The organism is Streptomyces sp. NPDC012474 (assembly GCF_042955185.1).
In the GTDB taxonomy this organism is placed as follows: Bacteria; Actinomycetota; Actinomycetes; order Streptomycetales; family Streptomycetaceae; genus Streptomyces; species Streptomyces cahuitamycinicus.
Map to the genome: position 1 here is coordinate 418,534 of NZ_JBIBEP010000004.1, position 26,663 is coordinate 445,196.

A 26,663-nucleotide genomic window follows, 5' to 3' on the forward strand; every position below is an offset into this window, starting at 1 on the left:
GTGTCCGAGGGGGGACTTGAACCCCCACGCCCGATAAAGGGCACTAGCACCTCAAGCTAGCGCGTCTGCCATTCCGCCACCCGGACCAGGTGTCTGCCGCATTCAAGGGGTGTTCCCCGCAGCGACACGGACAACAATACCAAGGTTTCGGAGTGCCTTTCACCTGCGTTTCCGTGCACCTGGCGGGGGTCCGGGACCTCGCGCTCCGATACCTCTAGGGTCGCACCATGAGTGACTGGATGGTTACGCAGGGCTCCTCGGCCGGGCGTCGCCCGCGTGCGCTGTCACCGCTGAGGGAGCATCTGCGGGACACGTTCTGGTTCGCCCCGACCGCGGCGATGGTGAGCGTGTTCGTCGTCTGGGTGGGGGCGCAGGTGCTCGACGCGGCGATCGTCGACGCGCTCCAGGAGGACCGGGACTACGAGACGCTCGACGAGCTGCTGCGGTTCTCGGAGGACGCGAAGGCCGTGGTGACCGCGGTCGGCTCGGCGATGATGACCTTCATCGGTGTGGTCTTCAGCATCTCGCTGGTGGCCGTGCAGATGGCGAGCGGGCAGTTCACCCCCCGCGTGGTGCGGCTCTTCGTACGGAGCCGGATCACCAAGGCGACCTTCGCGGTGTTCCTGGCGACCTTCGTGCTGACCCTGCTGGTCCTGACGAGCTTCGACAGTGTCGAGGACCCCCGGGCCGTCACGTCGGTACCCCTGGTGCAGTCCGTACTCACCCTCGGCATGGTCGGGCTGAGCCTGCTGCTCTTCGTGCTGTACGTGAACGCCACCCTGAGGCTGATGCGGATCAGCCACGTGATCGCGCGGATCGCCTCTGAGTCGTTCCGGGTGGCCGCCTCGATGCCCGTGCCGGTGGGCGGGCAGGAGGCCCCCGGCCTGGACGCTGCAACCGCGTGGGTGCCGCACGAGGGCCGGGCGGGGGTGCTGCGGGACGTGCACGTCGCTCGGCTGGTGCGGGTGGCGCGCAAGCACGGGGTCGTGCTGCGGCTGATCCCCCGGATCGGGGACTTCGTGGTGCCGGGCATGCCGGTGCTGGCGGTCCACGGCGGGCCGGTCCCGCCACGCCGGGTGCTGCGCTACGCGATCTCGGTGGGGGTTGAGCGGACCTACCACCAGGATCTCGGTTTCGGGCTGCGGCAGTTGTCCGACATCGCGTTGCGTGCCCTGTCGTCCGCGATCAACGATCCGACGACCGCCGTGCAAGCGCTGGACCGTATCGTCCAGTTCCTGGCCGCGCTGAGCCGACGGCCGCTGGACGCCGCCCTGTACCAGGACCGGGCCGGTGCGGTGCGGCTGGTGCAGCCCGTGCCCCGCTGGACCGAGCTGGTGGACCTCGGGTTCACCGAGGTGCGGATGTGCGCGCCCCTGACCCCGCAGGTGTGCCGGCGCATGCTGGCCGGCCTGGACGACCTGCTCCTGCTCGCCCCGCCGGAACGGCGCGAACCGCTGCTGCGCCATCGCGAACTCCTCCGCCAGGCGATCGACGTGACCGCATCGACCCCGGCGGACCGGGAGTTCGCACTGCGCCCGGACCGGCAGGGGATCGGCTGAGGGACCCCGGGCACGCCCGGACACGAGGGGGAAGACGGCCGGGCCCGGCATCGCGGAGGGCGCTCGGGGCGGCGGCAGGGCCACCCGGCCTGGCCGGAGCGGCGCCGTGTCAGGCGTACGGCGCCGGAACCCACTCCGAGGGACGGGCCGCGTGGCGAACCGGCGCCGTACGCGCCCCCCTTCGTCAGGGCAGCAACTGGTACTCCGGGAAGTTCCCCGGCAGCCGCTCCCCCTCTGGGCCCCGCGTCACGGCGCGCACCAGCAGATCACCGCCGACGAACGCGCCGCGCCAGGAAGCTCCGAGCCCGCCGAACAGTTCGTCGCGGTCGCCCCGGGAGCGGGGCGTGCCGTGGCCGACCTTGAACGCGCGGATGTGCGGGGCGAGCCGGTCGTACGTCGCCCGGTCGTCCGTGGACAGCGTGGCGACCAGCGCGCCGTTGGAGGCGTTCATCGCGGCCAGGAGCTCCGCCTCCGTGTCGACCAGGACGATCGTGTCGACCGGGCCGAACGGTTCCGCGTGGTGCAGCGGAGACGACGAGGGCGGATTGAGGAGCGTGACCGGCTGGACGTAGGCGGAGGTGTCCTGACCGGGCAGGAAGCGGGCGTCGTCGGGTGTGGCGCGGTGCAGCGGTACGGCGCCGCGCTCGATCGCCTCGGCGACCTGGTCCCGCAGTTCCTTCGCCTTGGCCGCGTTGATCACCGGCCCGAAGTCCAGCTCAGGGTACGGGTCGTGGCTGTGCTCCACGGCGAGCGGATGCCCGACGCTGAGCGTGCGCACCGCCGGGAGGTACGCCGCCAGGAACGCGTCGAACAGGTGCCGCTGGACGACGAAGCGCGGGTACGCCGTGCAGCGCTGCTTGCCGTAGTCGAAGAGCTTGGGAATCACGGCGGTGAGCGCGTCCCAGTCCGAGTAGTTCCAGATGCCCCAGGTGTTGAGTCCTTCCTGCTCGAGTACGTGTCGCTTGCCGAGGTCGGCGACGGCCGTGGCCACGGCGGCGCCGGTGTCGCGGCCGCCGACGAAGGAGACGCAGCCGATCTCGGGCGCCCGTACCAGCGCCTGCGACAGCTCGCCTCCGCTGCCGCTGACAAGGGTCACGGGGATCCCCTCCCGGGCGGCCAGGGCGCAGGCCAGGGTCAGACAGGCGACACCGCCGTCGGTCGGGGTCTTGGCGATGACCGCGTTGCCTGCCAGTGCCTGGACCAGCATTGCGTGAACGAGCACGCTCATCGGGTAGTTCCAGCTGGCGATGTTGGACACGGGGCCGTCCAGCGGGGCGCGCCCGGCGAGCATCGGTTCTATGCCGTCGACGTACCAGCGGACCCCGTCGACGGCCCGGTCGACGTCCGCCTGGGCGAGCCGCCAGGGCTTGCCGATCTCCCAGACGAGCAGCAGCGCGAGCAGACCGCGGTGTTCGGCGAGCGCGTCGAGGGTGGCCGCGACCCGGGCCCGGCGCTCCTCCAGGGCGAGGTGGCGCCAGGCGCGGTGCTGGTCGAGTGCGGCGCAGACGGCCCGGTGGGCGGTGGTCCCGTCCAGGCGTGGCGGGCCGGCGATCGGGCTGCCGTCGACGGGGCTGACGGCGGGCAGGACCCGGCCGTCGTGCTGCCAGGCGCCGTTCCAGTGGTTGAGGACCCGGTCGTCACGGAAGGCCTCGGGAGCGACGGCGAGACAGCGCCGCCACGCGTCGGGCCAGGACGTGCCGGTCTTGAGGGTGAGGGTGGGTGCCATGCTGTTGCTCCGCTCTCGGTGCACGGTCGGGGGCGGGGAATCGGCGTGGTGGTCCGGGTGGGTGGGGGGTGGGCGGCCTGGCTGTCGGCCTTCGCTTCGCGGGAGCACGGTGGTGGCGCGGCTGTCGGCCTCGACCACGCGCGAGCACGGTGGTTGCGCGGCTACCGGCCTCCACCACACGCAAGCACAGTGACCGCCTAGCTACCGGCCTTCGAGCCGCGCAAGCGCCAGCTTCGCCGTCTCGGTCGGTGTGCTGCCCACTCTCACCCCGACCGCCTCCAGCGCCTCCTTCTTCGCGGCGGCCGTGCCGGAGGAGCCGGAGACGATGGCGCCCGCGTGGCCCATGGTCTTGCCCTCGGGCGCGGTGAAACCGGCGATGTAGCCGACGACCGGCTTGGTGACGTGCTCGCTGACGTACGCCGCCGCGCGTTCCTCCGCGTCACCGCCGATCTCGCCGATGAGGACGATCAGTTCGGTGTCGGGGTCGTCCTGGAAGGCGGCGAGGCAGTCGATGTGCGTGGTGCCGACGACGGGGTCGCCGCCGATGCCGACGCAGGTGGAGAAGCCGGCGTCGCGCAGCTCGTACATGAGCTGGTACGTCAGGGTGCCCGACTTGGAGACCAGCCCGATGCGGCCCGGCTTGGTGATGTCGGCCGGGATGATGCCCGCGTTGGACTGGCCTGGCGTGATGATGCCCGGGCAGTTGGGGCCGACGATGCGGGTGCCCTTGTCCTTCGCGTACGCGGTGAAGGCGACGGAGTCGTGGACCGGGATGCCCTCGGTGATGACGACCGCGAGGCCGATGCCCGCGTCGGCGGCCTCCACGACGGCCGCCTTGGCGAAGGCGGGCGGTACGAAGACGACGGAGACGTCCGCTCCGGTCGAAGCCATCCCGTCGGCGACCGAGCCGAAGACGGGGACCGCCCGGTCGTCGAAGTCGACGGTGCGGCCCGCCTTGCGCGGGTTGACCCCGCCGACGACGTTCGTGCCGGCCGCGAGCATCCGCCGCGTGTGCTTCATGCCCTCGCCGCCGGTCATGCCCTGGACGAGGACCTTGCTCTCCTTGGTGAGGTAGATGGCCATGGCGTTCCCTCTCCTCAGGCTGTGGTGGCGAGTTCGGCGGCACGGGCGGCGGCGCCGTCCATGGTGGTGACCTGCTGGACCAGCGGATGCGCGTGCTCGTCGAGAACGGCCCGGCCCCGGGCCGCGTTGTTGCCGTCCAGGCGGACGACCAGCGGCTTGGTCAGCCGGACGGTTTCCAGGGCCCGCACGATGCCGTCGGCGACCGCGTCGCAGGCGGTGATCCCGCCGAACACGTTGACGAAGACGGATTTCACGGCCGGGTCGGAGAGGATGACCGACAGCCCGTCCGCCATCACCTGCGCGCTCGCTCCGCCGCCGATATCGAGGAAGTTGGCCGGCCGCGCGCCACACCCGTCGACCACGTCCAGGGTCGACATGACGAGGCCGGCGCCGTTGCCGATGATGCCGACCTCGCCGTCCAGCTTGACGTAGTTGAGGCCCTTGGCAGCAGCGGCGGCTTCGAGTGCGTCGTCGTACCCTGCTTCCTCGGCGCCCCATCGTGCCTGCCGGAAGCGGGCGTTGTCGTCGAGGGTGACCTTGCCGTCGAGGGCGAGGATCTGCCCCTGCCGGGTCCGGACGAGCGGGTTCACCTCGACGAGGAGGGCGTCCTCGCGGACCAGGACTTCCCAGAGACGTACGAGGACGTCGACGGTCTGGGGCGGCAGCCCGGCCGCGTCGGCGATCTCGGTGGCCCTGGCCGACGTCACGCCCTCGGCCGGGTCGACGGGGATACGGGCCACGGCCTCCGGACGACCGGCCGCAACCTCCTCTATCTCCGTGCCGCCTTCCGCCGAGGCGATCGCGAGGAATTGGCCGGCCGCACGGTCGAGTACGTAGGACACGTAGAACTCGGTCTCGATGTCGACAGGCTGGGCCAGCATCACCTTGCCGACCGTGTGGCCCTTGATCTCCATGCCGAGGATCTGACGGGCGGTGAGCTCGGCGGCGGCCGGGTCTGCGGCGAGTCTCACCCCGCCTGCCTTGCCGCGTCCTCCGGTCTTCACCTGGGCCTTGACCACGACGCGGCCGCCCAGCCGGCGTGCGATCTCACGGGCCTCCTTGGGTGAGTCCGTCACCTCGGCCCGCGGCACCAAGATGCCGTGCCTCTCGAAGAGTTCCCTTGCTTGGTGTTCGTACAGGTCCATTCCGGCTCCTGACTGCCGTGTCTTGCGGGGAGCACCCCCCAGACACCCGAAAATGCCGCACGCCCCCTGGACACCACCCACCGGATGCGGGATAACAAGTTTCATACAGTATTCGTCGACTGTATGCAATGTACGCGAGCCGCTCCAACCCCCTACGAAGGGACAGGACTTCGCCATGCCCGACGACACCCAGGACTTGATCTCCGGTGGTCATCTCGTAGCCAAGGCGCTGAAGGCCGAGGGAGTAGACCGCATCTACACGCTGTGCGGCGGCCACATCATCGACATCTACGACGGCTGCGTCGACGAGGGCATCGAGGTCGTCGACGTACGCCACGAGCAGGTCGCCGCACACGCCGCCGACGGTTACGCGCGCATCACCGGCAAGCCCGGCTGCGCGGTGGTCACCGCGGGACCCGGGACGACCGACGCCGTGACCGGTGTCGCCAACGCCTTCCGCGCCGAGTCCCCGATGCTGCTGATCGGCGGTCAGGGAGCCCTTACCCAGCACAAGATGGGGTCCCTCCAGGACCTGCCGCACGTCGACATGATGAACCCCATCACCAAGTTCGCGGCGACCGTGCCCGACACGGCCCGCGCCGCGGACATGGTGTCCATGGCCTTCCGCGAGTGCTTCCACGGCGCGCCCGGCCCCTCCTTCCTCGAGATCCCGCGCGACGTGCTGGACGCCAAGGTTCCGGCCGCCAAGGCGCGCGTACCGCAGGGCGGCGCCTACCGCGCCTCGACCCGCTCGGCCGGCGACCCCGAGGCGATAGAGAAGCTCGCCGACCTGCTGGTGCACGCCGAGAAGCCGGCCATTCTGCTCGGCAGCCAGGTGTGGACCACCCGCGGCACCGAGTCCGCCATCGAACTCGTGCGGGCCCTCAACATCCCCGCTTACATGAACGGCGCGGGACGCGGCACCCTCCCGCCCGGCGACCCGCACCACTTCCAGCTCTCCCGCCGGTACGCCTTCTCCAACGCCGACGTCATCGTGATCGTCGGAACCCCCTTCGATTTCCGCATGGGCTACGGCAAGCGGCTGTCGCCGGACGCGACCGTCGTGCAGATCGACCTCGACTACCGCACGGTCGGCAAGAACCGCGACATCGACCTCGGCATCGTGGGCGATGCCGGTCTGGTGCTGAAGTCGGTGACCGAGGCGGCCTCCGGGCGGATCAACGGAGGGGCGTCCAAGCGCAAGGAGTGGCTGGACGAGCTGCGGGCGGCCGAGCAGACCGCTCTGGACAAGCGGCTGCCGAACCTGAAGTCCGACGCCTCACCCATCCACCCCTACCGCCTGGTCAGCGAGATCAACGACTTCCTCACCGAGGACTCGATCTACATCGGAGACGGCGGCGACATCGTCACCTTCTCCGGGCAGGTCGTGCAGCCCAAGTCGCCCGGGCACTGGATGGACCCGGGGCCCCTCGGCACGCTCGGTGTCGGCGTCCCCTTCGTGCTCGCGGCCAAGCAGGCACGGCCCGACAAGGAGGTCGTCGCACTCTTCGGAGACGGCGCGTTCTCCCTGACCGGCTGGGACTTCGAAACGCTCGTCCGCTACGACCTCCCGTTCGTCGGCATCGTCGGCAACAACTCCTCCATGAACCAGATCCGCTACGGCCAGGCCGCCAAGTACGGCAAGGACCGCGAGCGGATCGGCAACACCCTCGGCGACGTCCACTACGACAGGTTCGCCCAGATGCTGGGCGGTTACGGCGAGGAGGTCAGCGACCCCGCCGACATCGGCCCGGCGCTGCAACGTGCCCGTGAGTCCGGCAAGCCGTCACTGATCAACGTCTGGGTCGACCCCGACGCGTACGCCCCCGGAACCATGAACCAGACCATGTACAAGTGAGGTGCCCCCGATGACAGCTACCTCCACCAAGGCCCTCGAAGGCATCCGCGTCCTGGACATGACCCACGTCCAGTCCGGGCCGTCGGCGACCCAGCTGCTCGCCTGGCTCGGCGCGGACGTCGTCAAACTGGAGGCGCCGACCGGCGACATCACACGCAAGCAGCTGCGTGACCTGCCGGACGTCGACTCCCTCTACTTCACGATGCTCAACTGCAACAAGCGGAGCATCACCCTCAACACCAAGACCGAGCGCGGCAAGGAGATCCTCACCGAGCTGATCCGGCGCTCCGACGTCATGGTCGAGAATTTCGGCCCGGGCGCGGTGGACCGGATGGGCTTCACCTGGGACCGCATCCAGGAGATCAATCCACGGATCGTCTATGCCTCCATCAAGGGGTTTGGCGAAGGCCCGTACACCAACTTCAAGGCGTACGAGGTCGTCGCGCAGGCCATGGGCGGATCGATGTCGACCACCGGCTTCGAGGACGGGCCGCCGCTGGCGACGGGGGCCCAGATCGGGGACTCGGGGACGGGAGTGCACGCCGTGGCGGGCATCCTCGCCGCGCTCTACCAACGGGAGCGCACCGGGCGCGGGCAGCGGGTCAACGTGGCCATGCAGCACGCCGTACTCAACCTGTGCCGGGTGAAGCTGCGGGACCAGCAGCGTCTGGCACACGGGCCGCTCGCTGAATATCCCAACGACGACTTCGGCGACGAGGTTCCCAGGTCCGGAAACGCGTCCGGCGGCGGCCAGCCCGGGTGGGCGGTCAAGTGCGCGCCGGGCGGCCCGAACGACTACGTGTACGTCATCGTGCAGCCCGTCGGCTGGCAGCCGCTCAGCGAGCTCATCGGCCGGCCCGAGCTGGCCGCCGACCCCGAGTGGGCGACGCCCGAGGCGCGGCTGCCCAAGCTCGGCAAGATGTTCCAGCTGATCGAGGAGTGGTCCTCGACGCTGCCCAAGTGGGAGGTGCTGGAGCGGCTCAACGCGCGCAACATCCCGTGCGGGCCGATCCTGTCCACCCGGGAGATCATCGAGGACCGTTCGCTGGTCGCCAACGAGATGGTCGTCACCGTCCCGCACCCCGAGCGCGGCGACTTCGTGACCGTCGGCAGCCCGCTCAAGCTGTCCGACTCACCCGTCGACGTGACCAGTTCACCCCTGCTCGGCGAGCACAACGAAGAGGTCTACGTCGGCGAACTCGGCCTCGGTGACGAGGAAGTGCGCCTGCTCAAGTCGAACGGAGTGATCTGACGTGATGGCGGAAGACCGGGTCCTGCGGGTGCGGTCCCTCCTGGAGTCCGTGCGGGCCGAGGGACGGACCGCGCTGACCGCGCCCGAGGGCAAGGTGATCGCCGACGCGTACGGGATCGCCGTGCCGGGCGAGGAACTGGCGACGGACGTCGACGAGGCCGTGGCGTTCGCGGCGCGCTTCGGCGGGCCCGTCGTCATGAAGATCGTCTCACCGGACATCCTGCACAAGACCGACGCCGGCGGAGTGATCGTCGGGGTCGAGGGCGCGGCCGACGTGCGGGCTGCCTTCCACACCATCATCGACAACGCACGCGCCTACGACGCCGATGCCCGCATCTCGGGCGTCCAGGTGCAGGAGCTGCTGCCGAAGGGGCAGGAGGTCATCGTCGGCGCGGTCACGGACCCGACGTTCGGCAAGGTGGTCGCCTTCGGGCTCGGCGGGGTGCTCGTCGAGGTCCTCAAGGACGTCACCTTCCGGCTCGCGCCGGTGGACGCCGACGAGGCGCTGTCGATGCTGGACTCGATCCGGTCGGCGGAGATCCTGCGCGGGGTGCGCGGCCAGGCGGGCGTGGACCGGTGGGCCGTCGCCGAGCAGATCCGCCGGGTCTCGGAACTCGTCGCGGACTTCCCCGAGATCGCCGAGGTGGACCTCAACCCGGTGATCGCGACGGCGGAGGGGGCCGTCGCGGCCGACATCCGGGTGATCCTCGCCGAGTCGCAGCCCGCGCCGCGCCGGAAGTACTCCCGCGACGAGATCCTCGCGTCGATGCGCCGGCTGATGCAGCCGAGCTCGGTCGCCGTGATCGGTGCCTCCAACGAGCAGGGCAAGATCGGCAATTCGGTGATGCGCAACCTCATCGACGGAGGGTTCGCCGGGGAGATCCACCCGGTGAATCCCAAGGCCGATGACATCTTGGGCCGCAAGGCGTACAAGAGTGTCACGGACGTTCCCGGTGAGGTGGATGTGGCGGTCTTCGCGATCCCCGCCAGGTTCGTGGCCTCGGCCCTGGAGGAGGTGGGACGCAAGAAGATCCCGAACGCCGTTCTGATTCCCTCCGGGTTCGCCGAGACCGGCGAGCACGAACTCCAGGCGGAGATCGTGGCGATCGCCGAGCGGCACGGCGTCCGGCTGCTGGGCCCGAACATCTACGGCTACTACTCGACCTGGCACGACCTGTGCGCCACGTTCTGCACACCGTACGACGTCAAGGGCGGGGTGGCGCTGACCTCGCAGTCGGGCGGCATCGGCATGGCCATTCTGGGTTTCGCCCGCACCACCAAGACGGGTGTGTCGGCGATCGTCGGGCTCGGCAACAAGTCGGATCTGGACGAGGACGACCTGCTGACCTGGTTCGGCGAGGACCCGCACACCGACTGCATCGCGATGCACCTGGAGGACCTCAAGGACGGCCGCGCCTTCGTGGAGGCCGCCCGGGCGACCGTGCCGAAGAAGCCGGTGGTCGTGCTGAAGGCCGGGCGGACGGCCGCGGGGGCCAAGGCGGCCGGCTCGCACACCGGTGCCCTGGCGGGCGACGACGCCGTGTACGACGACATCCTGCGGCAGGCCGGGGTGATCCGGGCGCCGGGGCTGAACGACATGCTGGAGTACGCGCGCGCGTTGCCGGTGCTTCCCGCACCCAAGGGCGACAACATCGTGATCATCACGGGCGCCGGCGGCAGTGGTGTGCTGCTCTCCGACGCGGTGACGGACAACGGCCTGACGCTGATGGAGATCCCGCCGGATCTGGACGAGGCGTTCCGGAAGTTCATCCCGCCCTTCGGTGCCGCGGGCAACCCGGTGGACATCACCGGGGGCGAGCCGCCGTCGACGTACGAGGCGACGATCCGGCTGGGCTTGGAGGACCCGCGCATCCACGCGCTCGTCCTCGGCTACTGGCACACCATCGTCACTCCTCCGATGGTCTTCGCGGAACTCACCGCGCGCGTGGTGGCCGAGTTCCGGGAGCGCGGGATCGAGAAGCCCGTGGTGGCGTCGCTCGCGGGGGACGTGGAGGTCGAGGAGGCCTGCCAGTACCTCTTCGAGCGGGGGGTCGTGGCGTACCCGTACACGACCGAGAAGCCGGTGGCCGTGCTCGGCGCGAAGTACCGCTGGGCGCGGGAGGCGGGGCGGCTGGGGGGCGGTACATGAGGTGAGTGAGCGGGGGGCCGGCCGACGGTGCGCGTCGGCCGGTCCCGGGACCCGCGCGCGCACGAAAGGCATGGGACAGGGGGCGCTGGCCAGATCTTTCGACGCAAGGGGTGCGACACGACATGACAACGACCGATCTGCCCACCACGGTTCCCTACCGGGAGGTCACCGACGCGAACGGTCGCGTCTACCGCCTCGGTGAGACCGACATCGACATCATGGGGCGCAAGCGCAAGTGGATGGTGATCCTGCCCTGGATCGGCATGATGGGCATCTCCTCCGCCGAGTACGCGTTCGCGTCCGCCGAGGACACCCTGCACACGGCACACAGCTGGAACAGCATGCACATCTTCTGGATGATGACCGTCTGGGTCTTCTTCCAGGCCGCGGTGGCCTTCCCCGCGGGCAAGCTGCGTGAGAGCGGAAGGCTGCCGGCCCGCTGGGCCATGATGCTCGGCGCCACCGGCACACTGCTGGGCTACCTGTCCCTCGCCTTCGCGCCGCACGTGGTCTTCGCCTACATCGGGTTCAGCATGTTCAGCGGCATGGGCGCGGGCATGGTGTACGCCACCTGCGTCAACATGGTCGGCAAGTGGTACCCGGAGCGCAAGGGCGGCAAGACCGGCTTCGTCAACGGCGGTTTCGCCTACGGCTCGGTGCCCTTCGTCTTCCTCTTCAACGGCTACATGGACCTGACCAACTTCCGCTGGGTGCTGGTCTCGGTGGGTGTGTTCCTGGCCGGGATGGTCGCGTTCTCCGGCTACTTCTTCAAGGACCCGCCGAAGAACTGGTGGCCCGCCTCGATCGACCCGCTCAACCCGCCCGAGGACCCGCGCGCGGCCCGCTCGATGCGCATGAACCCGCCGGCGGTGCGCCAGTACTCCCCCAAGGAGGCCTGGCAGACCGGCAGGGTGGCCCTGATGTGGTTCTGTCTGGCCTGTACCTCCGGCGTGAACATCTTCGGTATCGCCTTCCAGGTCGAGATCGGCGAGGAGGCCGGATTCGCGGGCGGGATCGTCGCCACGGCCATGTCCCTGAAGGCCATCGTCAACGGCACCGGCCGCGGTGTCATCGGCTGGCTCTCCGACCTGTACGGCCGCAAGCGGTGCCTGCTCGTCGTCTGCGTGATCCTGGGCCTGTCCCAGTACGGCATCCTCTGGTCGGCGAACGCCGAGAACCTTCCGCTGTTCCTGGTCTTCTCGTCGATCTCCGGCTTCGGCGGCGGCGCCATCTTCCCGATGTTCGCAGCGCTCACCGCCGACTACTTCGGTGAGAACAACAACGCGTCCAACTACGGCATGGTCTACAGCGCCAAGCTCGTCTCCGGCCTGGGCGCCGGCATGGGTGCCGTGGTCGTCGGTGCCTGGGGGCACTCCGGAGCCTTCATCCTGGCCGGCTCCATCTCCCTCTTCGCCGGCTGCGTGGCAGTGTTCCTGACCCCGCCGGGACGCGACAAGAAGACGGGCCGCATCTCCCCCAACCCACAACCGCTCGGTGAGGACACAGCCTGACATGACGTGGGGTCCGACCGCGGCACGCAGACCGTTCGCACCGTCCGCCGTACACCGTCCCCGCCGCCGAGCGACCGACGTACACCGTCCCCACCGCCGAGCGACCGGCTGCCACCCGCACGTCCACCGTCTCGGCGGGACGGGCGGGGACGTCCCGGGCCGGACGGGGCCCGGGGGCTGACCGTCCCCGCGTGAGGAGGCCCTTCCCCGGCCGGGGAAGGGCCTCCTCACGTTTCTGAAGCCGTCAGCACTTCTCCTTCAGGGAGTGCAGGTGCGCGCTGGAGCGGCGCGCGAACGTGAAGGACTCGGCCGGGTTGTCGTGCTCCGCCTGCCAGTGGTGGGCCATGCGGTGGCCGCGCAGCCGGGTCACAGCGGAGATGAACCGCCGGTAGTCGATGTCACCGTCGCCGACATCGGTCATGCGGTAGCCGTACGGGTTCGACGGGTCGCTCTCACCGTCCTTCACGTGGAAGAGCGGGTAGCGGTCGGGCTGCCGCAACACGTAGTTCAACGGTTCGAAGGGGGCGGGCCTGCCGTCGGGCCTCTTGGAGAAGCGGAACTGACCGACGTACGCCCAGTAGATGTCCATCTCCAGGTAGACGAGATCGGGGTCGGTCTCCTTGAGCAGGACGTCGTAGAGGCGGACTTTGGGGTTGTCGGTGGCGAAGGAGAACTCCTCGGAGTGGTTGTGCTGGTAGAACTTCATGCCCCGGGCCTTCGCCGCCGCGCCGTACGTGTTGAATTCCTCGGCGGCACGCTTCCAGGCGTCGACGGTCGAGCCGTAGCGGAACGGGCCGGCGGCCGTGCCGATGTGCTTGAGGCCGAGGGCCTGGGCGTCGTCGAGGACCTTGGTGAGGTTCTGGGCGAATGTGTAGGCGCCCGGGTCGTCGGAGTAGTAGCCGACGTGGCTGCCGATCGGATTCAGGCCGTGGTTGCGGGCCAGCCGTCCGAGCTGGGCGAGGGTGATGGCGCCGGCCGAGCCCTGGGTGTAGCCGGCGAACTCGACCTCGTCGTAGCCGTATCGCTCCAGCTCGGCGAAGACGGGGCCGAAGCCGAGGCTGGAGACCTTGTCACGCAAGCTGTACAGCTGGATGCCGAGTCGGCCGGGCGGCAGGACGGGGCGGCCTCGACCCTTGGCGCCGGACGCGGTGCCTGCGGACGCGGCGGCAGGGGCGGCTGTCGCGGGGGCCGCGGCGCCGAGCAGGGCGGCGGCGGTGGCGCCGGCGGCCACGCCGAGCATGCCCCGTCTGCTGAGGCGGTGGCTGAGTTCGGGGTCGGGCTGGGAGAAGCGGCTCATGCGTGGAACTCCTCGTGATCGCGGGGCGTTGTCAGTGGTGAGTGCTTCACTTGTGACCAGTCGGGACTGAGGGCTATGGCCCCTACGGCCTCTACGGCCTCAGGCGAGACCGGCGAGTCGGAGCAGCAGTGACTTCACATCGGTGGCCGCGACGCGGTCGCCGACAGCACGGGGGGTGGAGCAGATGAGGAGCGGACCGTCGTCGTCGCTCTGCGGAAGGCGGCCGTGGCTGCCGCGAATAGGTGAGGGGTCCAGGGGCACGACCGCCATGCGGTAGCGCATGCCGAGTTTCTTGCGCGCCAGGGCGGTGGCCGCCTTGACCTTGACGTAGGGGTCGAGGGGATCCATGAAGAGCTCGACCGGGTCGTAGCCGGGTTTGCGGTGGATCTCGACGAGTTGCGCGAAGTCGGGCGCGCGGTCGTCGTCGAGCCAGTAGTAGTACGTGAACCAGGCGTCGGGTTCCGCCACGGCGACGAGTTCGCCCGCGCGCGGATGGTCGAGGTGATGGGCCTTCTTGCCCTCGTCGTCGAGGAGTTGCTCGATGCCGGGCAGGCCGTCCAGGGCGGCCCGGGTGGCGGCGAGGTCCTCGGGACGGCGCACATAGACATGGGCGATCTGGTGGTCGGCGACCGCGAAGGCGCGGGATGCCATCGGGTCGAGGTACTCCATGCCGTCCTGCGTGTGCACCTCCAGCAGGCCGGCGCGGCGCAGGGCGCGGTTGATGTCGACGTGCCGGTTCACCCGGGTGATGCCGTACTCGGACAGTGCGACGACGGTACGGCCCTCGGCGCGGGCGTCGTCCAGCAGCGGGGCCAGGGCGGCGTCCAGGTCGGCGGCCGCCTTCAGGGAGCGCGGATCGTCGGGGCCGAAGCGCTGCAGGTCGTAGTCGAGATGAGGGAGGTAGCAGAGCGTCAGGTCGGGGTGCCGGGTGCGGATGATGTGGCGGGTCGCGTCGGTGATCCACCGGCTGGACACGAGGTCCGCTCCGGGGCCCCAGAAGTGGAAGAGGGGGAACGTGCCGAGTTCTTCGGTGAGTTCGTCGTGCAGCGCGGCCGGCCTGGTGTAGCAGTCGGGTTCCTTGCGGCCGTCGGCGTAGTAGACGGGACGGGGGGTGACGGTGATGTCGGTGTCGGCGCCCATGGCGTACCACCAGCAGATGTTGGCGACGGTGTAGCCGGGGTGGGCGCGGCGGGCGGCGTCCCAGAGTTTGTCGCCGGCCACGAGCCCGTTGTGCTGGCGCCACAGGAGGACGTCGCCGAGTTCGCGGAAGTACCAGCCGTTGCCGACGATGCCGTGTTCGGAGGGCATGGTGCCGGTGAGGAACGTGGACTGGGCGGCGCAGGTGACGGCGGGCAGGACGGTGCCGAGCGGGGCGCGGGAGCCGGACTGGCCGAGCGCCTTCAGGTGGGGCATGTGGTCGAGGAGACGGGGGGTGAGGCCGACGACGTCGAGGACGAGGAGCGGGGTGGGGCGGTCCTCGGCGGCCGGGAGCGGGGCGGCCGGGTCCGGGTGCTCATGGGTGCCGGTGCTCATGGCAGTTCCTTCAGGCCGAGGTCGGTCAGCAGGTCGCGGGCGAGGGTGAGTTCGGCGGCGATGCCCTCGGCCAGTTGGGTGCGGCTCTTGGGGCGTGACTCGGGCGGGAGGGCCTGCCAGGTGTAGGTCTCGACCTCCAGGTGGCGGGTGAGCGGGCTCGGGCCGCCGACGAGCCTGGTCAGTGCGGATCTCAGGACCGGGAGCGTGGAGGTGAGGGGCGCGGCGGGGGCCGTGTGCAGGGGGACGTGGAAGTGGGCACGCCAGGGCGAGGCGTCCGGAAGGGCATCTCCGGCGAGGGCCTCGTCGAGGTCGTCGGTGGCACACAGGCCGGCCGCGGTGGCCGTACGGGTCTGGTGCAGGAAGCGGGGTTCGGCGAAGGCGGAGAGGGCCTGGCGCACCTCGGGAAGATGGGGGTGTTCGGCGTGCAGGGCGGCCGAGAGCTGGGATTTGACGACGGGGACGCGGGCTGCGGTGAGCGCGTCCAGGGCGGTGTGCGGATCTTCGAAGGAGGTGGCGAGATGGCAGGTGTCGACGCAGATGCCGATGCGGTCGTGGCCGATCGCGGTGAGCGGGGCGATGGCGTCGAGGGTGGTTTCGACGACACAGCCGGGTTCCGGTTCCAGGCCGACGCGGATGGAGCGGCCGGTCAGCTCCTCGAGGGCGTCCAGGCGTTCGGCGAGGGTGCGCAGCGCGGTGCGGGCGGTCTCCGCGCGCTCGTCGTCGTATGCGGTGCGCCAGGCGAGGGGCAGCGTGGAGATGGTCCCGTCGGTGACGTCGTCGGGGAGGAGACCGGCGAGGACACGGGCCAGGGCGGTGGTGTGGTCGAGGCGTTCCGGGTCGGCCCAGTCCGGCTTGTAGACACGGTACTTGACCTCCTCGGCACCGAAACCCTCATAGGGGAAGCCGTTGAGGGTGACGACCTCGAGGCCGCGCCGGTCCAGCTCTGTGCGCAGCCTGCGCAGTGCGGAGGGGTCGGTGACGAGGGCGTGGGCGGCGTCCTTCGCCAGCCACAGCCCGATGCCGAGCCGGTCGCGGCCCAGGCGGCGGCGGACGGGTTCGCAGTGGTCACGGAGTTGGGCGAGGACACCGTCGAGGGTTTCGGCGGGGTGGACGTTGGTGCAGTAGGCGAGGTGGACGGTGGAGCCGTCGGGGTGGCGGAAGCGCATGGTTCACGCCTCCGCGGGGGTCACTCGGGCCGGCGTGCCGGGGCCGGTGACCGGCGTGTGCGGTTCGAGCGGGGCGCCGCGCAGGATGGAGTTGCCCTCGTGGGTGGCCTCCGTGCCGGTGACGTCGAGGTTCAGGCGGCCGCTGAGCCCGTAGAAGGCGACGGGGTTGCGCCACAGCACCTGGTCGACGTCGTCCTCGTCGAACCCCTCGGCCAGCATCAGGTCGCCGACCTTGCGTGTCTTGAGGGGGTCGCTCTTTCCCCAGTCGGCGGCGGAGTTCACCAGGATCTGCTCGCTCCCGTGGGCGCGCAGGATCGCGACCATGCGCTCCTCGTCCATCTTGGTGTCGGGATAGACGGAGAAGCCCAGCCAGCAGCCGCTGTCCCTGGCCTCCTTGACGGTGGTCTCGTTGAGGTGGTCGACCAGGACGCGGTCCGCGGGCAGGGCGGACTCCCGGATGACGTCGAGGGTGCGGCGCAGCCCGGCGAGCTTGTCGCGGTGGGGGGTGTGCACGAGGGCGGGCAGTCCGTGGTCGGCGGCGAGCTGCAGCTGCGCGGCGAGGGCGGTGTCTTCGGCGGGGGTCATGGAGTCGTAGCCGATCTCCCCGACTGCCACGACGTTGTCCTTGACGAGATAACGCGGCAGCTCGTCGAGGACGGGCGCGCAGCGCGGGTCGTTCGCCTCTTTGGGGTTGAGGGCGATCGTGCAGTGGTGGGCGATGCCGTACTGCGCTGCGCGGAAGGGTTCCCAGCCGAGGAGGGAGTCGAAGTAGTCACGGAAGGAGGCGGGCGAGGTCCGGGGCTGGCCCAGCCAGAAGGAAGGCTCGACGACGGCACGCACACCGGCGGCGTACATGGCCTCGTAGTCGTCGGTGGTCCGGGACGTCATGTGGATGTGGGGGTCGAAGATGCGCATCAGGACTCCTTGCCGTGGGGGTGGTCCGTGCCGGGAGCCGGGGTGACGGACTCGGTCAGGTCCAGGACGCGGTGCAGGTCCTCGGGGACGGAGCGGCCGGCGGCGGTGCGTTCGGCGGCGTAGTCGGCCAGCATGCGGGCGAGTTCGCCATCGCCGGCGGCGCGTCGGGACAGATCCGCGACATGGTCGACGGGGACGCCGGTGAACAGGCATTTCAGCACGGCGTGACGCCAGGCATGGGCCGTCAGGTGCCGGGCGGCGTAGGGGCCGACGGCGGCGCTGAGGAGCCGGGTGTCGTTGGTGCGCAGGGCGTCCTCGATCAGCGGGAGGGCGCCCTGGCCGGACACGAGGTGGGGCAGGGCGTGCAGCACGGCCCGGCGTTCGTCGGCGGTGCCCTGGAAGTACACCCGGGTCAGGGCGTCGGTGCCGGCGCGGGCCGCGTCGAGGATCAGGACCCGTGCGGCGTCGGCGTGTACGGGCCCGCAGCGTCGGCCGGCCTCGGCGAGCCGCAGCTCCCATACGGAGATGGGCCCGTGGAGGCCGGGATGCGCGGCGGCCTCGTCGAGGGCGTGGTCGAGCCAGGTGCGGGCGGGTGGGTCCAGGTGGGTGGTGAGGTGGTTGCGGAGGTCTGTGAGCGAGGGGCGGGTGGATGCGGTGTCAGAGGTCGATGCGGTGCCAGGGGTCGATGCGGTGCCAGGGGTGGAATCCCCGGGGTGGGTTCTGGCGCTCGGGGTGTCCTGGGCGCTCTCGGTCTTCGCCGCGGGAGTGCTGTGGGGCCGGCTCACCTGCTGCTCCCTTCAGGGGCGGTGGAGGGAGCGCCGTGGGGTGGCGCGGGCTGCTGGAAGTCCTGAGCGAGGGCGGGCGGCGCGGTGGCCGCGGCTCGCTCGGCGTGGCGGAGGAACGGCAGGGAGTGCGCGGCGAAGTGAGGACCGGCGTGGGAGTGGCGGGGCAGTTCGACGACGGTCAGGCCTTGGTAGCCGGTGGCGGCGAGGGCCGCCAGGACCGGCGGAAAGTCGATCTCCCCCTCCCCGAACGGGAGGTGCTCGTGGGCGCCGCGCCGCATGTCCTCGATCTGGACGTGCCGCAGCCAGGGGGCGGCGGCGCGCACGCAGTCGGCGGGAGAGAGGGTTTCGAGGCACTGACAGTGCCCGATGTCCAGAGTGAGGCCGAGAAGTCCGGGATTCCCTAGGACACGGCGGAGGTGGTGGAAGTCGGCCAGAGTGGCGAGGAGGTGGCCCGGTTCGGGTTCGACGGCGAGCGGGATGCCCTCTGAGGCGGCGGCGTCCAGGACGGGAGCGAGGGACTCGGCGAGGTGCTTCCACGAAGTGTCGGTGTCGGCTCCCTCCGGCACGATCCCGCTGAAGCAGTGCACGGCGTGCGCGCCGAGGTCGGCGGCGATCCGGACGGCCCGCACGAGCAGGTCGGTGCGGCGGGCCCGGTCGCCGGGGTCCGGGTCCAGCAGGGAGGGGCCGTGCTTGCGGCGGGGGTCGAGCACATAGCGGGCGCCCGTCTCGACGGTGATGCCCAGCCCGAGCTCGTCCAGCCGCTGCGCGACCCGGCGGGTACGGGCGGCGAGGTCGGGGGCGAGCGGGTCGAGGTGCATGTGGTCGAGGGTCAGTCCGACGCCGTCGTAGCCGAGGTCGGCGAGGAGCGAGAGAGCGTCGTCGAGCCGGAGATCGGCGAGACCGTTGGTGCCGTAGCCGAAGCGGAGGGACGGGAGGGCACCGGGCGGGGCGGTGGCGGTGTGGGGTGAGGCGGCGGCCGGGACGGTGGGGTCGGATGAGGCGGCGGACTGCATGCCGAGGGCGTCTGAGGCCCCGGCCCCGCTGCTCTCCGAAGCCGCCCTGGCAGCTTCGGGGCTCATGTGACGCTCACCTTCTTCGCGAACCTCGCTCCGAGGGGGGCCAGGGCCGCGATGAGGAGGGCGGCGGCCGTGCCCCGGGAGCGCGCGGCCAGGGTGGCCTGGAGGGGGATGGTGGCGCGGATGCCGGCACCGACGGCGCGTTGGGTGAGAGGAGGTGAGGGGTTCAGGGCGGCGTGGAAGTAGGGACGTGCGACGGTCGCGGCGTAGGCGGCTCCGAGGACGGTGGTGAGCAGCCCCTTCCCGAGAGGCCGGGCCGCTCGGAGGCCCGTCAGCCCGACCACGGACTCCAGCCCGAGGTGCCGGGCCGCTCGGAGGCCCCGCCCCCCGGCCTGGGACTCCAGGCCGAGAGGCCGGGCCGCTCCGAGGCCCGTCAGCCCGACCACGGACTCCAGCCCGCGGTGCCGGGCCGCTCGGGGGCCCGTCAGCCCGTGGGCGGTTTTCTGCCGGCGGCCTCTCGTCGGCAGGGCGGAGCGACGCATCACCTGTCGGGTCAGCAGTGCTGTCGTCGCGAGGGCCGCCAGGGGGGTCAGAGATGAGCCGCCTTGCGCCTCCTGGCGGGAGACCGTGGTGACGGCAAGCGTGTGGGTGCCGAGGAGGGCCGCGGAGGGCAGGGCGGGGCGGGCATGGCCCGTCGTGGCCGCGGCTCCCAGGAGCAGGTCGAGGCCGCGGGCCGTGCCCATGGTCAGGGGGCCGGCGGGCGTGTGCTTCAGGCCGAGGTCGTACGCCCAGACGGTTACCGCCAGGGGCGCGGCGACGGCCAGGGCCGGGCGGCCAGCGCGCGCGGCCAGGGCCAGTCCGGCGCCGGTGAGGGCGCAGGCCGCCGTGAGTGCCGCGGCGGGCCGGACGCGGCCGGAGGGCAGGGGGCGGTGCGGGCGTTCGACGGCGTCGACGTCGCGGTCGGCCCAGTCGTTGAGGGCCATGCCGGCTTCGTAGAGGCAGAGGGAGGAACCGATGGCGAGCAGCGTGCGGGAACCGGGTGCCGAACCGGTGGCGGCCGCGCCGGCCAGGGCGTCCCCGGGGACGCTGAACAGGGCGGGCAGTCGCAGGAGTTCGGCCCACGCGCGGCTACGCCGCGAGCGGCCGGCGCATGCGCAGGGTGCCCTGCCATCGGTGGCGCCACCGGCGGGGCCACCGGGGATGCGACCGCCGGCACCACCGGCAATGCGACCGGCGACACCACCGGCGATACGACCGGCAGTGCCACCGGCAAGGCGTCCGGCCATGCCACCGGCCGGTCCACTGCCGGTGCCCGGAGGGGCGGCGCCCGCGACCGCGCCGTCGGGGCATCCGCAGGATGCCTGCCACAGTGTGACAGCGCTTCCCCAACTCTGCCGCAGTGTCACAGTGCTTCCCCCGTCTCCTCGGTGTCCCGCACCGACCGCGCACCACGGCCCTCTCCATCGGCCCGCCCGAGGCTCCGTCCGAACCGGACCAGTTCCTCGTACTGTTCGGACAACCCGACGGGCCCCTCCCCCACCGGGTCCTTGAAGTAGAAGCCGAGGGCGCCGAGCGGGCCGGACATTCCCGCCTCGTGGGCGCGGGCGGTCAGGCGGGCCAGGTCCAGCACCAGGGGTGCCGCGAGTGCCGAGTCGCAGCCCTGCCAGATGGTCTGGAGGATCATGCGGGTGCCGAGGAAGCCGTCGAAGGCGATGTGGTCCCAGGCGGTCTTCCAGTCGCCGAGGGCCGGGACGTCGTCGATGTGCGCCTCTCCCTCGGGGACGGCGCCGAGGGTGTCGGCGAGGACGCGTTCCTTGCCGGCGTTCTTCGCCGCCGCGGCGGCCGGGTCGGCGAGGGCCGCGCCGTCTCCGCCGCCGAGCAGGTTGGTGCCGGACCAGGCCCGGACGGTCAGCGCCCGTTGAGCGAACATGGGGCCCAGCACGGCGCGCAGCAGCGTCTGTCCGGTTTTGCCGTCGCGGCCGGCGTACGGCAGGCCGCTCCGTTCGGCCTCGCGGGCGGCGACGGGGTGGTGCATGCCCTCGGAGGGGGTGAAGTTGACGTAGGGGCAACCGGCGCGCAGGGCCGCCAGCGCGTAGAGGGTGCTGGGAGGGAGCGGGGAGCCGGGGCCGCCCTGGGACGCGGGTTCCGTGGAGGCGACGTTCACCACCACGGCCCGCTCCAGTGCCTGGCGGTGGACGAAGTCGCGGATGTCGTCGGCGAAGGCCGTGATCAGTTCGGTCTCGCTCCCGACGTCCCCGGGGGTGGGGCCGCCGGGCCGGATCTCCCGGTCGGCGGCGACGAGTTCGGCGGTGACGGCGGTGGCGGTGCCCGGTGGGAGGACGCCGCCGGCGGTCAGGGTCTCGGCGCGTTTGGGCAGGGGGCAGTCGAGGGTGTCGTGGCCGCCGAAGACGAGGTCGGACAGTGCGGGCAGACCGCTGTCGGTGAAGGCGGGGGTCTCGGTCACCATGCCGGTGGGCGGGTGCAGTCCCGCGGTGACGGCGGCACACCCCGTGACGACGGTGGTGGCGACGGAGCCGCGGGCTCCGATCAGCCACACTCCCACACGCGGTCGGGAGAGGGACGCGGACATGGGCAGCCTCCTGATCGTGCGCGAGCCCTGGGGGGGGAAGGTACTGAGACGGCGGGCGGGGGTCCGGCGTCCCCCGCCCGCCGCCGCTCTCAGCCACCCGTGACGGGCAGTTCCTTCAACTGGATGTTGCGGAAGGAGACCTGGTCGTCGGCGCCGTGGTTCTGCAGGCCGATGTGACCGTCGGTCAGGCTCCGCTGGGGGTCCTTGTTGGTGAAGTCGTTGATCTTGACTCCGTTGAGGAACACCTGGAGGCGTTCGCCCTGGACCTTGATCTCGTAGTTGTTCCACTGGCCGGGCGGCCGCAGAACCTGGTCACGGGCCTTGATGTTGGCCGACTTGAACGAGTAGACGGAGCCGGTGGTGCGGTCGGCCGCGTCCGTGGCGTCGATCTGGATCTCGTAGCCCTTGTTCACCGCGGACCAGGGGTCGTCGGAGGCGGGGAAGCCCACGAAGATCCCGGAGTTGTCGTCGCCCTGCATCTTCCAGTCGAGCTTGAGGGAGTACGACTTCAGTTCCTTGGCCTGGTACCAGAGCAGACCCATGCCGCCCTCGGACTCCATCACGCCGTCCTTGACGACGAACTTGCCGGGTCCGGCCTGCTTCCAGCCGTCCAGGGTCTGGCCGTTGAAGATCTTCCGGTGGTCCTTGCCCGGCTTGCAGTCCGCCTTCACCTGGCCGGTGGCGTACTGGAGGCCGCCGAGCAGGTGGGCGCGGAAGGCTTCCTCGGCGTAGGACTCCTTGGTGTGGCCGCCGCCGGTGTAGAAGGACCGGCCGCCGCCGTAGCTCTGGCACCAGGCGATCGGGTGGTCGCCCTTCATGGTGCCGCCCTGGTAGGTGGTCTCGTCCAGGGTGGCGAGGACCTTGGCCTGCTCGCGCGGGTTGGTGCGGTAGTTGTACCACTCGTCGGTGCGCTCCCAGGCCTCGTCCAGGTGCGCGGTCGAGGGGTGGTCGTGGTCCTCGACGCGGACGGTGGCCTTCTGGATGGCCGGGTGCGAGTGGAAGTAGGCGCCGACGAGGCCGCCGTAGAACTCCCAGTCGTACTCGGTGTCGGCGGCGGCGTGGATGCCCATGTAGCCGCCGCCGTTCTTCACGTAGTTCTCGAACGCCTGCTGCTGCTCGGCGTTGAGGACGTCACCTGTGGTGGACAGGAAGGCCACCGCGTCGTACTTGGCGAGGTTGGCCGTGGTGAACTGCTTCGCCTCCTCGGTGGCGTCGACCGTGATGCCGGCCGGGCCGCCGAGTTCCTTCAGCGCGGTGATGCCGGCCGGGATGGAGTCGTGGCGGAAGCCGGCGGTCTTGGAGAAGACCAGGACCTTCTTGCCGCCCTTGAACGGCTTTTTGGAGAACTCGAAGTCGTCCACGTCGAACAGCGCGCCCTCGCCGCCCTTGAAGACCAGGTAGATGTCGGTGGTCTTCTTCGGCAGCGACCGCAGGGGCACGTCGACGTTCTGGAACGTCTCCCAGCCACCGGTCGGAGGGATGTAGGCAGAGCCGTGCAGCGGACCCTCGGGCGAGCCGGTGCGCAGTTCGACGAAGCCGCCCGCGCCACCGGAGGAGGCCCGCACGGTCATCTTCTTCTGCCCGTCGAACCGGTAGGGGCTGAAGGAGATCCAGTCGCTGTCGTTGATGTCGCCGACGGTCTTGCCGCCGTTGGCGCCGGTCTTCTCGATCACCGACACGCCCGACTGGGTGGTGAAGTGCTCGCCCTGGCGGTGCAGCGGCTGGAGCACGGTGCGGGCGGTGCCGGTCAGGGCCTCCTGGCCGTTCGCCCCGCCGTCGGTGTAGCCGGCGCCGACGACGCCGTAGATGTTGGCGTTGGGGTCGTGGCCGCCGTCACCCGGGGGCGGCTTCAGGGTGCCCTCGCAGCCCATCTCGCTGGTCAGCTCGTGGGCGTGGGAGTCGTGGCCGAGACTGTAGGCGACCTTGACCTTGGAGCAGTCGACCGTCTCCTCGGGGTCGGTGACGGTCACCTTGAACGGGACGGGCTTGCCGAACTCGGCCAGGGCGCCGTTGCCCGGGATGTCGATCCTCACCTTGGGTTCGGTGTTGCCGACCACGATCCGGGTGCTGGCGTTGCCGGTGTTGCCCTCGGGGTCCTTGGCGGTGAAGGTGGCGGTGTAGGTGCCGACCTTCTTGTACCTGTGGGTGGGGTTGAGACCCTCGCCCTTGGTGCCGTCGCCGAAGTCCCAGCTGTAGGTGAGGTCCGGGGAGTCGGCGTCCTTCGCGGAGCCGGTGAACTTCACCTTCAGGCCGGCCGCGCCGGACGTCTTGTCGGCGCTCACCTCGGCTATGGGCGAGAAGCCGTCCTCGGCGTTCTCGATCCGGTACAGGGCGGAGTTCTCGTCGCCTTGGAACCAGGAGACGCCGTAGTCGAGGACGTAGAGGGCGCCGTCGGGGCCGAACTCCATGTCCATGATCTGGGTGCCGGTCCAGGGGAAGTCGTTGATCTTCGCGACGGAGCCGTCCGCGTCCTGCTCGATGCGCTTGATCCAGCGGCGGCCGAACTCACCGGCGAAGAAGTCGCCGTCGTACGCCTCGGGGAACTTCACGCTGGAGTCGAGTTCGGGGTCGTAGCGGTAGACCGGGCCGGCCATCGGGGACTCGGAGCCGCTGCCGAACTCGGGCAGGGAGTCACCGTCGTACGGGATCCAGGCGGCCTGCGCGGGCGGCAGGTCGGTGAGGCCCGTGTTGTAGGGCGAGGTGTTCTTCGGGGCGGCGCAGTCGAACGGTTCGCCGGACTCCTTGGTGGCGAAGTCGTAGTCGACGTAAGGATCGTTGTCGCCGGTGCAGAAGGGCCAGCCGAAGTTGGCGGGCTCGGTCACCTTGGCGAACTCGACCTGCCCTCCGGGGCCGCGCTTGGGGTCGGCGGCGCCGGCGTCCGGGCCGTAGTCGCCGACGTAGACGGTGCCGGTCTTGTCGTCGACGCTCATCCGGAACGGGTTGCGGAAGCCCATCGCGTAGATCTCGGGGCGGGTCTTGTCCCTGCCCGGGGCGAAGAGGTTGCCCTCCGGGATCGTGTACGAGCCGTCCTCGGCCACCTTGATGCGGAGGATCTTGCCGCGCAGGTCGTTGGTGTTGCCCGAGCTGCGGCGGGCGTCGAAGGCCGGGTTGCGGTTCGGCCGGTCGTCGATCGGCGTGAAGCCGTCGGAGGCGAAGGGGTTGGAGTCGTCGCCGGTCGACAGGTAGAGGTTGCCGTCCGCGTCGAAGTCGATGTCGCCGCCGACGTGGCAGCAGATGCCCCGGGAGGCCGCGACGTCCAGGACCTTCTTCTCACTGGACATGTTCAGCGTGCCGTTGGCGTTGAGCACGAAGCGGGAGAGGCGGTTGACGCCGTCGAACTTCTTGAAGTCCTCGGCGGTGCCGGTCTCCGGGGCGTCACCCGCGGGGGTGTCGAGGGGCGGGGCGTAGTACAGGTAGATCGCCCGGTTGTTCTTGAAGTCCGGGTCGATGCCGACGCCTTGGAGGCCTTCCTCGTCGTGGCTGTAGACGGGGATCTTGCCGGCGACCTTGGTGACGCCGCCCTGGTCGGTGAGGCGCAGGGTGCCGTCGCGCGAGGTGTGCAGCACGCTGCGGTCCGGGAGCACGGCGAGCGACATCGGCTCGCCCGTCTCGGGCTCGCCCTTGGCGAGCGGTACCTGCTGGAACTGGCCCTCCGCGGCCGCCGGTTCGTCGTGCTCCGGGTGGCCGGGGTGGGCGCCGGCGACGGTGGCCGGGGTTCCCACGGCGAGGAGCAGGCCGGTGAACAGGGCGACGGTGGTGCGAAGCCTGGGCCGCCTGAGGATGCGGGTGCTTCTGGGTCTGGTTCTGTGCACGAAGTCCCTCCGGGAACGGGGTGGGCCGTACGGGTGGGTACGAAGACGTGCGGTGCGGGCGCCGGGGTGCGCCGTCACCCCGGAGGTGCGTGTGTCCTGAACACATCAAGGACGGTAGCCGCGTCCGTCCGGGGCGAACACCCCTTGCGGCGGACTCGGCCGGACTTTCTCCCTGTGCGGGACAAAGCGGGATTCGCGCAGGTCGGAGGGGGGACCGGCGGTGCTGCCGGTTCCCCGTCCCCGACCTGCGTCGGGAGCCTGGTTCAGCTGTTGAACGCCGCGTCGAAGGACGCGCTGGGCGGCTCGAAGTCAAAGGCCTTCAGCCGGGTCAGGGCCTCCGGCGCTCCCTGGAGCCGGTCCATCCCGGCGTCCTCCCACTCCACCGAGATGGGGCCCTCGTAGTCGATGGAGCGCAGCATCCGGAAGACGTCCTCCCACGGCACGTCGCCGTGCCCGGCGGAGACGAAGTCCCAGCCGCGCCGCGGGTCGCCCCAGGGCAGGTGGGAGCCGAGCCGGCCGTTGCGTCCGTCGAGGCGTTTGCGGGCCTCCTTGCAGTCGACGTGGTAGATCCGGTCACGGAAGTCCCAGAGGAAGCCGACCGGGTCGAGGTCCTGCCACACGAAGTGGCTGGGGTCGAAGTTGAGGCCGAAGGCGGGGCGCCGGCCGACGGCGTCCAGGGCGCGCTGCGTGGTCCAGTAGTCGTAGGCGATCTCGCTCGGGTGGACCTCGTGCGCGAACCGCACGCCCTCGGCGTCGAAGACGTCCAGGATCGGGTTCCAGCGGTCGGCGAAGTCCTGGTAGCCCCGCTCGATCATCGCTTCGGGGGCGGGCGGGAACATGGCGACCAGGTGCCAGATGGCGGAGCCGGTGAACCCGATCACGGTGTCCACACCGAGGGCGGACGCGGCGCGGGCGGTGTCCTTCATACGGTCCGCCGCCCGCTGCCGGACTCCCTCCGGGTCCCCGTCGCCCCACACCTCTTGCGGCACGATGGCCTGGTGGCGTTCGTCGATGATGGCGTCGCAGACGGCCTGGCCGACCAGGTGGTTGGAGATCGCCCAGCACTTCAGGCCGTACTTGTCGAGAAGGGCCCGGCGGCCGTCGAGGTACCCCGGGTCGGACAGCGCCTTGTCGACTTCGAAATGGTCGCCCCAGCAGGCGAGTTCCAGGCCGTCGTAGCCGAAGTCGCGGGCCAGGCGGCAGACTTCCTCCAGGGGCAGGTCCGCCCACTGGCCGGTGAAGAGCGTGAAAGTGCGCGGCATCGAA

General features: G+C 70.7%; 18 protein-coding genes and 1 tRNA gene. 5 read left to right on the forward strand and 14 right to left on the reverse strand.

All coding sequences use genetic code 11. The annotated features are described in order from the left end of the window. Position 1 precedes the first annotated feature (1 nt). Positions 2 to 86, reverse strand: a tRNA-Leu gene (locus ACFY9S_RS12560). Positions 87 to 227: 141 nt separating this feature from the next. Here ACFY9S_RS12560 and ACFY9S_RS12565 point away from each other — a divergent pair. Beyond that, positions 228 to 1,559 (forward strand): DUF2254 family protein, encoded by a 1,332-nt coding sequence (locus ACFY9S_RS12565; RefSeq protein ID WP_391126402.1) that lies wholly within the window; start codon positions 228 to 230, stop codon positions 1,557 to 1,559. A gap of 184 nt (positions 1,560 to 1,743) precedes the next feature. Here ACFY9S_RS12565 and ACFY9S_RS12570 read toward each other — a convergent pair whose 3' ends face one another. From ACFY9S_RS12570 to sucC, 3 genes are all read right to left on the reverse strand, one after another. Beyond that, entirely contained in the window at positions 1,744 to 3,285 is a 1,542-nt protein-coding gene (locus ACFY9S_RS12570) for an aldehyde dehydrogenase family protein (RefSeq protein ID WP_391126406.1), read from the reverse strand. Between the two features lie 201 nt (positions 3,286 to 3,486). After that, positions 3,487 to 4,368, reverse strand: coding sequence for a succinate--CoA ligase subunit alpha (gene sucD, locus ACFY9S_RS12575; protein ID WP_391126409.1), 882 nt, complete (start codon positions 4,366 to 4,368; stop codon positions 3,487 to 3,489). Positions 4,369 to 4,382: 14 nt separating this feature from the next. Then, on the reverse strand, positions 4,383 to 5,513 hold the full coding sequence (sucC, locus tag ACFY9S_RS12580; protein ID WP_391126411.1) for an ADP-forming succinate--CoA ligase subunit beta: 1,131 nt from the start codon (positions 5,511 to 5,513) through the stop codon (positions 4,383 to 4,385). A 175-nt stretch (positions 5,514 to 5,688) separates the two neighbouring features. On the opposite strand from sucC, the gene ACFY9S_RS12585 reads away from it, so the two are divergent. From ACFY9S_RS12585 to ACFY9S_RS12600, 4 genes are all read left to right on the forward strand, one after another. Beyond that, positions 5,689 to 7,371 carry a thiamine pyrophosphate-binding protein gene (locus ACFY9S_RS12585; RefSeq protein WP_391126415.1) on the forward strand — a complete coding sequence of 561 codons (1,683 nt, stop codon included), beginning with the start codon at positions 5,689 to 5,691 and terminating at the stop codon, positions 7,369 to 7,371. A 10-nt stretch (positions 7,372 to 7,381) separates the two neighbouring features. Beyond that, entirely contained in the window at positions 7,382 to 8,623 is a 1,242-nt protein-coding gene (gene frc, locus ACFY9S_RS12590) for a formyl-CoA transferase (protein WP_391126418.1), read from the forward strand. A gap of 4 nt (positions 8,624 to 8,627) precedes the next feature. After that, complete coding sequence (locus ACFY9S_RS12595; protein WP_391126421.1) at positions 8,628 to 10,772, forward strand: acetate--CoA ligase family protein; 2,145 nt, start codon at positions 8,628 to 8,630, stop codon at positions 10,770 to 10,772. 122 nt (positions 10,773 to 10,894) lie between these two features. Further along, a complete protein-coding gene (locus tag ACFY9S_RS12600; RefSeq protein ID WP_391126424.1) occupies positions 10,895 to 12,283 on the forward strand; it encodes an MFS transporter in 1,389 nt (462 codons plus the stop codon). Positions 12,284 to 12,527: 244 nt separating this feature from the next. Here ACFY9S_RS12600 and ACFY9S_RS12605 read toward each other — a convergent pair whose 3' ends face one another. The 10 genes from ACFY9S_RS12605 to ACFY9S_RS12650 form a co-directional block, all read right to left on the reverse strand. Further along, positions 12,528 to 13,580, reverse strand: a complete 1,053-nt coding sequence (locus ACFY9S_RS12605; protein WP_391126427.1) for a TIM barrel protein — start codon at positions 13,578 to 13,580, stop codon at positions 12,528 to 12,530. 99 nt (positions 13,581 to 13,679) lie between these two features. Continuing rightward, positions 13,680 to 15,113 carry an alkaline phosphatase family protein gene (locus ACFY9S_RS12610; protein ID WP_391126430.1) on the reverse strand — a complete coding sequence of 478 codons (1,434 nt, stop codon included), beginning with the start codon at positions 15,111 to 15,113 and terminating at the stop codon, positions 13,680 to 13,682. Further along, positions 15,110 to 16,279: a metabolite traffic protein EboE gene (gene eboE / locus ACFY9S_RS12615; protein WP_391126433.1), complete on the reverse strand. Its 1,170-nt coding sequence runs from the start codon at positions 16,277 to 16,279 to the stop codon at positions 15,110 to 15,112. The genes ACFY9S_RS12610 and eboE overlap by 4 nt, the downstream gene beginning before the upstream one ends. Before the next feature lie 3 nt (positions 16,280 to 16,282). Next, positions 16,283 to 17,194, reverse strand: coding sequence for a TatD family hydrolase (locus ACFY9S_RS12620; protein WP_391126436.1), 912 nt, complete (start codon positions 17,192 to 17,194; stop codon positions 16,283 to 16,285). Continuing rightward, on the reverse strand, positions 17,194 to 17,979 hold the full coding sequence (locus ACFY9S_RS12625; protein WP_391126439.1) for an EboA domain-containing protein: 786 nt from the start codon (positions 17,977 to 17,979) through the stop codon (positions 17,194 to 17,196). Before ACFY9S_RS12625 ends, ACFY9S_RS12620 begins: the two co-directional genes overlap by 1 nt. Beyond that, positions 17,976 to 19,058: a TIM barrel protein gene (locus tag ACFY9S_RS12630; RefSeq protein WP_391126442.1), complete on the reverse strand. Its 1,083-nt coding sequence runs from the start codon at positions 19,056 to 19,058 to the stop codon at positions 17,976 to 17,978. The genes ACFY9S_RS12625 and ACFY9S_RS12630 overlap by 4 nt, the downstream gene beginning before the upstream one ends. Beyond that, positions 19,055 to 20,281 carry an SCO3242 family prenyltransferase gene (locus ACFY9S_RS12635; protein WP_391126445.1) on the reverse strand — a complete coding sequence of 409 codons (1,227 nt, stop codon included), beginning with the start codon at positions 20,279 to 20,281 and terminating at the stop codon, positions 19,055 to 19,057. The genes ACFY9S_RS12630 and ACFY9S_RS12635 overlap by 4 nt, the downstream gene beginning before the upstream one ends. 116 nt (positions 20,282 to 20,397) lie before the next feature. Then, the gene (locus ACFY9S_RS12640; protein WP_391126448.1) at positions 20,398 to 21,585 is read right to left on the reverse strand and encodes an inositol-3-phosphate synthase; all 1,188 of its coding nucleotides are present in this window, start codon (positions 21,583 to 21,585) and stop codon (positions 20,398 to 20,400) included. Between the two features lie 89 nt (positions 21,586 to 21,674). After that, complete coding sequence (locus tag ACFY9S_RS12645; RefSeq protein WP_391126452.1) at positions 21,675 to 25,397, reverse strand: ThuA domain-containing protein; 3,723 nt, start codon at positions 25,395 to 25,397, stop codon at positions 21,675 to 21,677. A 263-nt stretch (positions 25,398 to 25,660) separates the two neighbouring features. Further along, positions 25,661 to 26,659, reverse strand: coding sequence for a TIM barrel protein (locus tag ACFY9S_RS12650; RefSeq protein WP_391126455.1), 999 nt, complete (start codon positions 26,657 to 26,659; stop codon positions 25,661 to 25,663). Positions 26,660 to 26,663: the final 4 nt, after the last annotated feature.

Bases quoted from the DNA above. Each gene is read 5' to 3' on its own strand.
- sucC (WP_391126411.1), bottom strand. From the start codon at position 5,513: ATGGACCTGTACGAACACCAAGCAAGGGAACTCTTCGAGAGGCACGGC.
- ACFY9S_RS12600 (WP_391126424.1), top strand. From the start codon at position 10,895: ATGACAACGACCGATCTGCCCACCACGGTTCCCTACCGGGAGGTCACC.
- ACFY9S_RS12605 (WP_391126427.1), bottom strand. From the start codon at position 13,580: ATGAGCCGCTTCTCCCAGCCCGACCCCGAACTCAGCCACCGCCTCAGC.
- frc (WP_391126418.1), top strand. From the start codon at position 7,382: ATGACAGCTACCTCCACCAAGGCCCTCGAAGGCATCCGCGTCCTGGAC.
- ACFY9S_RS12595 (WP_391126421.1), top strand. From the start codon at position 8,628: ATGGCGGAAGACCGGGTCCTGCGGGTGCGGTCCCTCCTGGAGTCCGTG.
- ACFY9S_RS12585 (WP_391126415.1), top strand. From the start codon at position 5,689: ATGCCCGACGACACCCAGGACTTGATCTCCGGTGGTCATCTCGTAGCC.
- ACFY9S_RS12635 (WP_391126445.1), bottom strand. From the start codon at position 20,281: ATGGCCGGACGCCTTGCCGGTGGCACTGCCGGTCGTATCGCCGGTGGT.
- ACFY9S_RS12610 (WP_391126430.1), bottom strand. From the start codon at position 15,113: ATGAGCACCGGCACCCATGAGCACCCGGACCCGGCCGCCCCGCTCCCG.
- eboE (WP_391126433.1), bottom strand. From the start codon at position 16,279: ATGCGCTTCCGCCACCCCGACGGCTCCACCGTCCACCTCGCCTACTGC.
- ACFY9S_RS12640 (WP_391126448.1), bottom strand. From the start codon at position 21,585: ATGTCCGCGTCCCTCTCCCGACCGCGTGTGGGAGTGTGGCTGATCGGA.
- ACFY9S_RS12565 (WP_391126402.1), top strand. From the start codon at position 228: ATGAGTGACTGGATGGTTACGCAGGGCTCCTCGGCCGGGCGTCGCCCG.
- ACFY9S_RS12630 (WP_391126442.1), bottom strand. From the start codon at position 19,058: ATGAGCCCCGAAGCTGCCAGGGCGGCTTCGGAGAGCAGCGGGGCCGGG.
- ACFY9S_RS12570 (WP_391126406.1), bottom strand. From the start codon at position 3,285: ATGGCACCCACCCTCACCCTCAAGACCGGCACGTCCTGGCCCGACGCG.
- ACFY9S_RS12620 (WP_391126436.1), bottom strand. From the start codon at position 17,194: ATGCGCATCTTCGACCCCCACATCCACATGACGTCCCGGACCACCGAC.
- sucD (WP_391126409.1), bottom strand. From the start codon at position 4,368: ATGGCCATCTACCTCACCAAGGAGAGCAAGGTCCTCGTCCAGGGCATG.
- ACFY9S_RS12650 (WP_391126455.1), bottom strand. From the start codon at position 26,659: ATGCCGCGCACTTTCACGCTCTTCACCGGCCAGTGGGCGGACCTGCCC.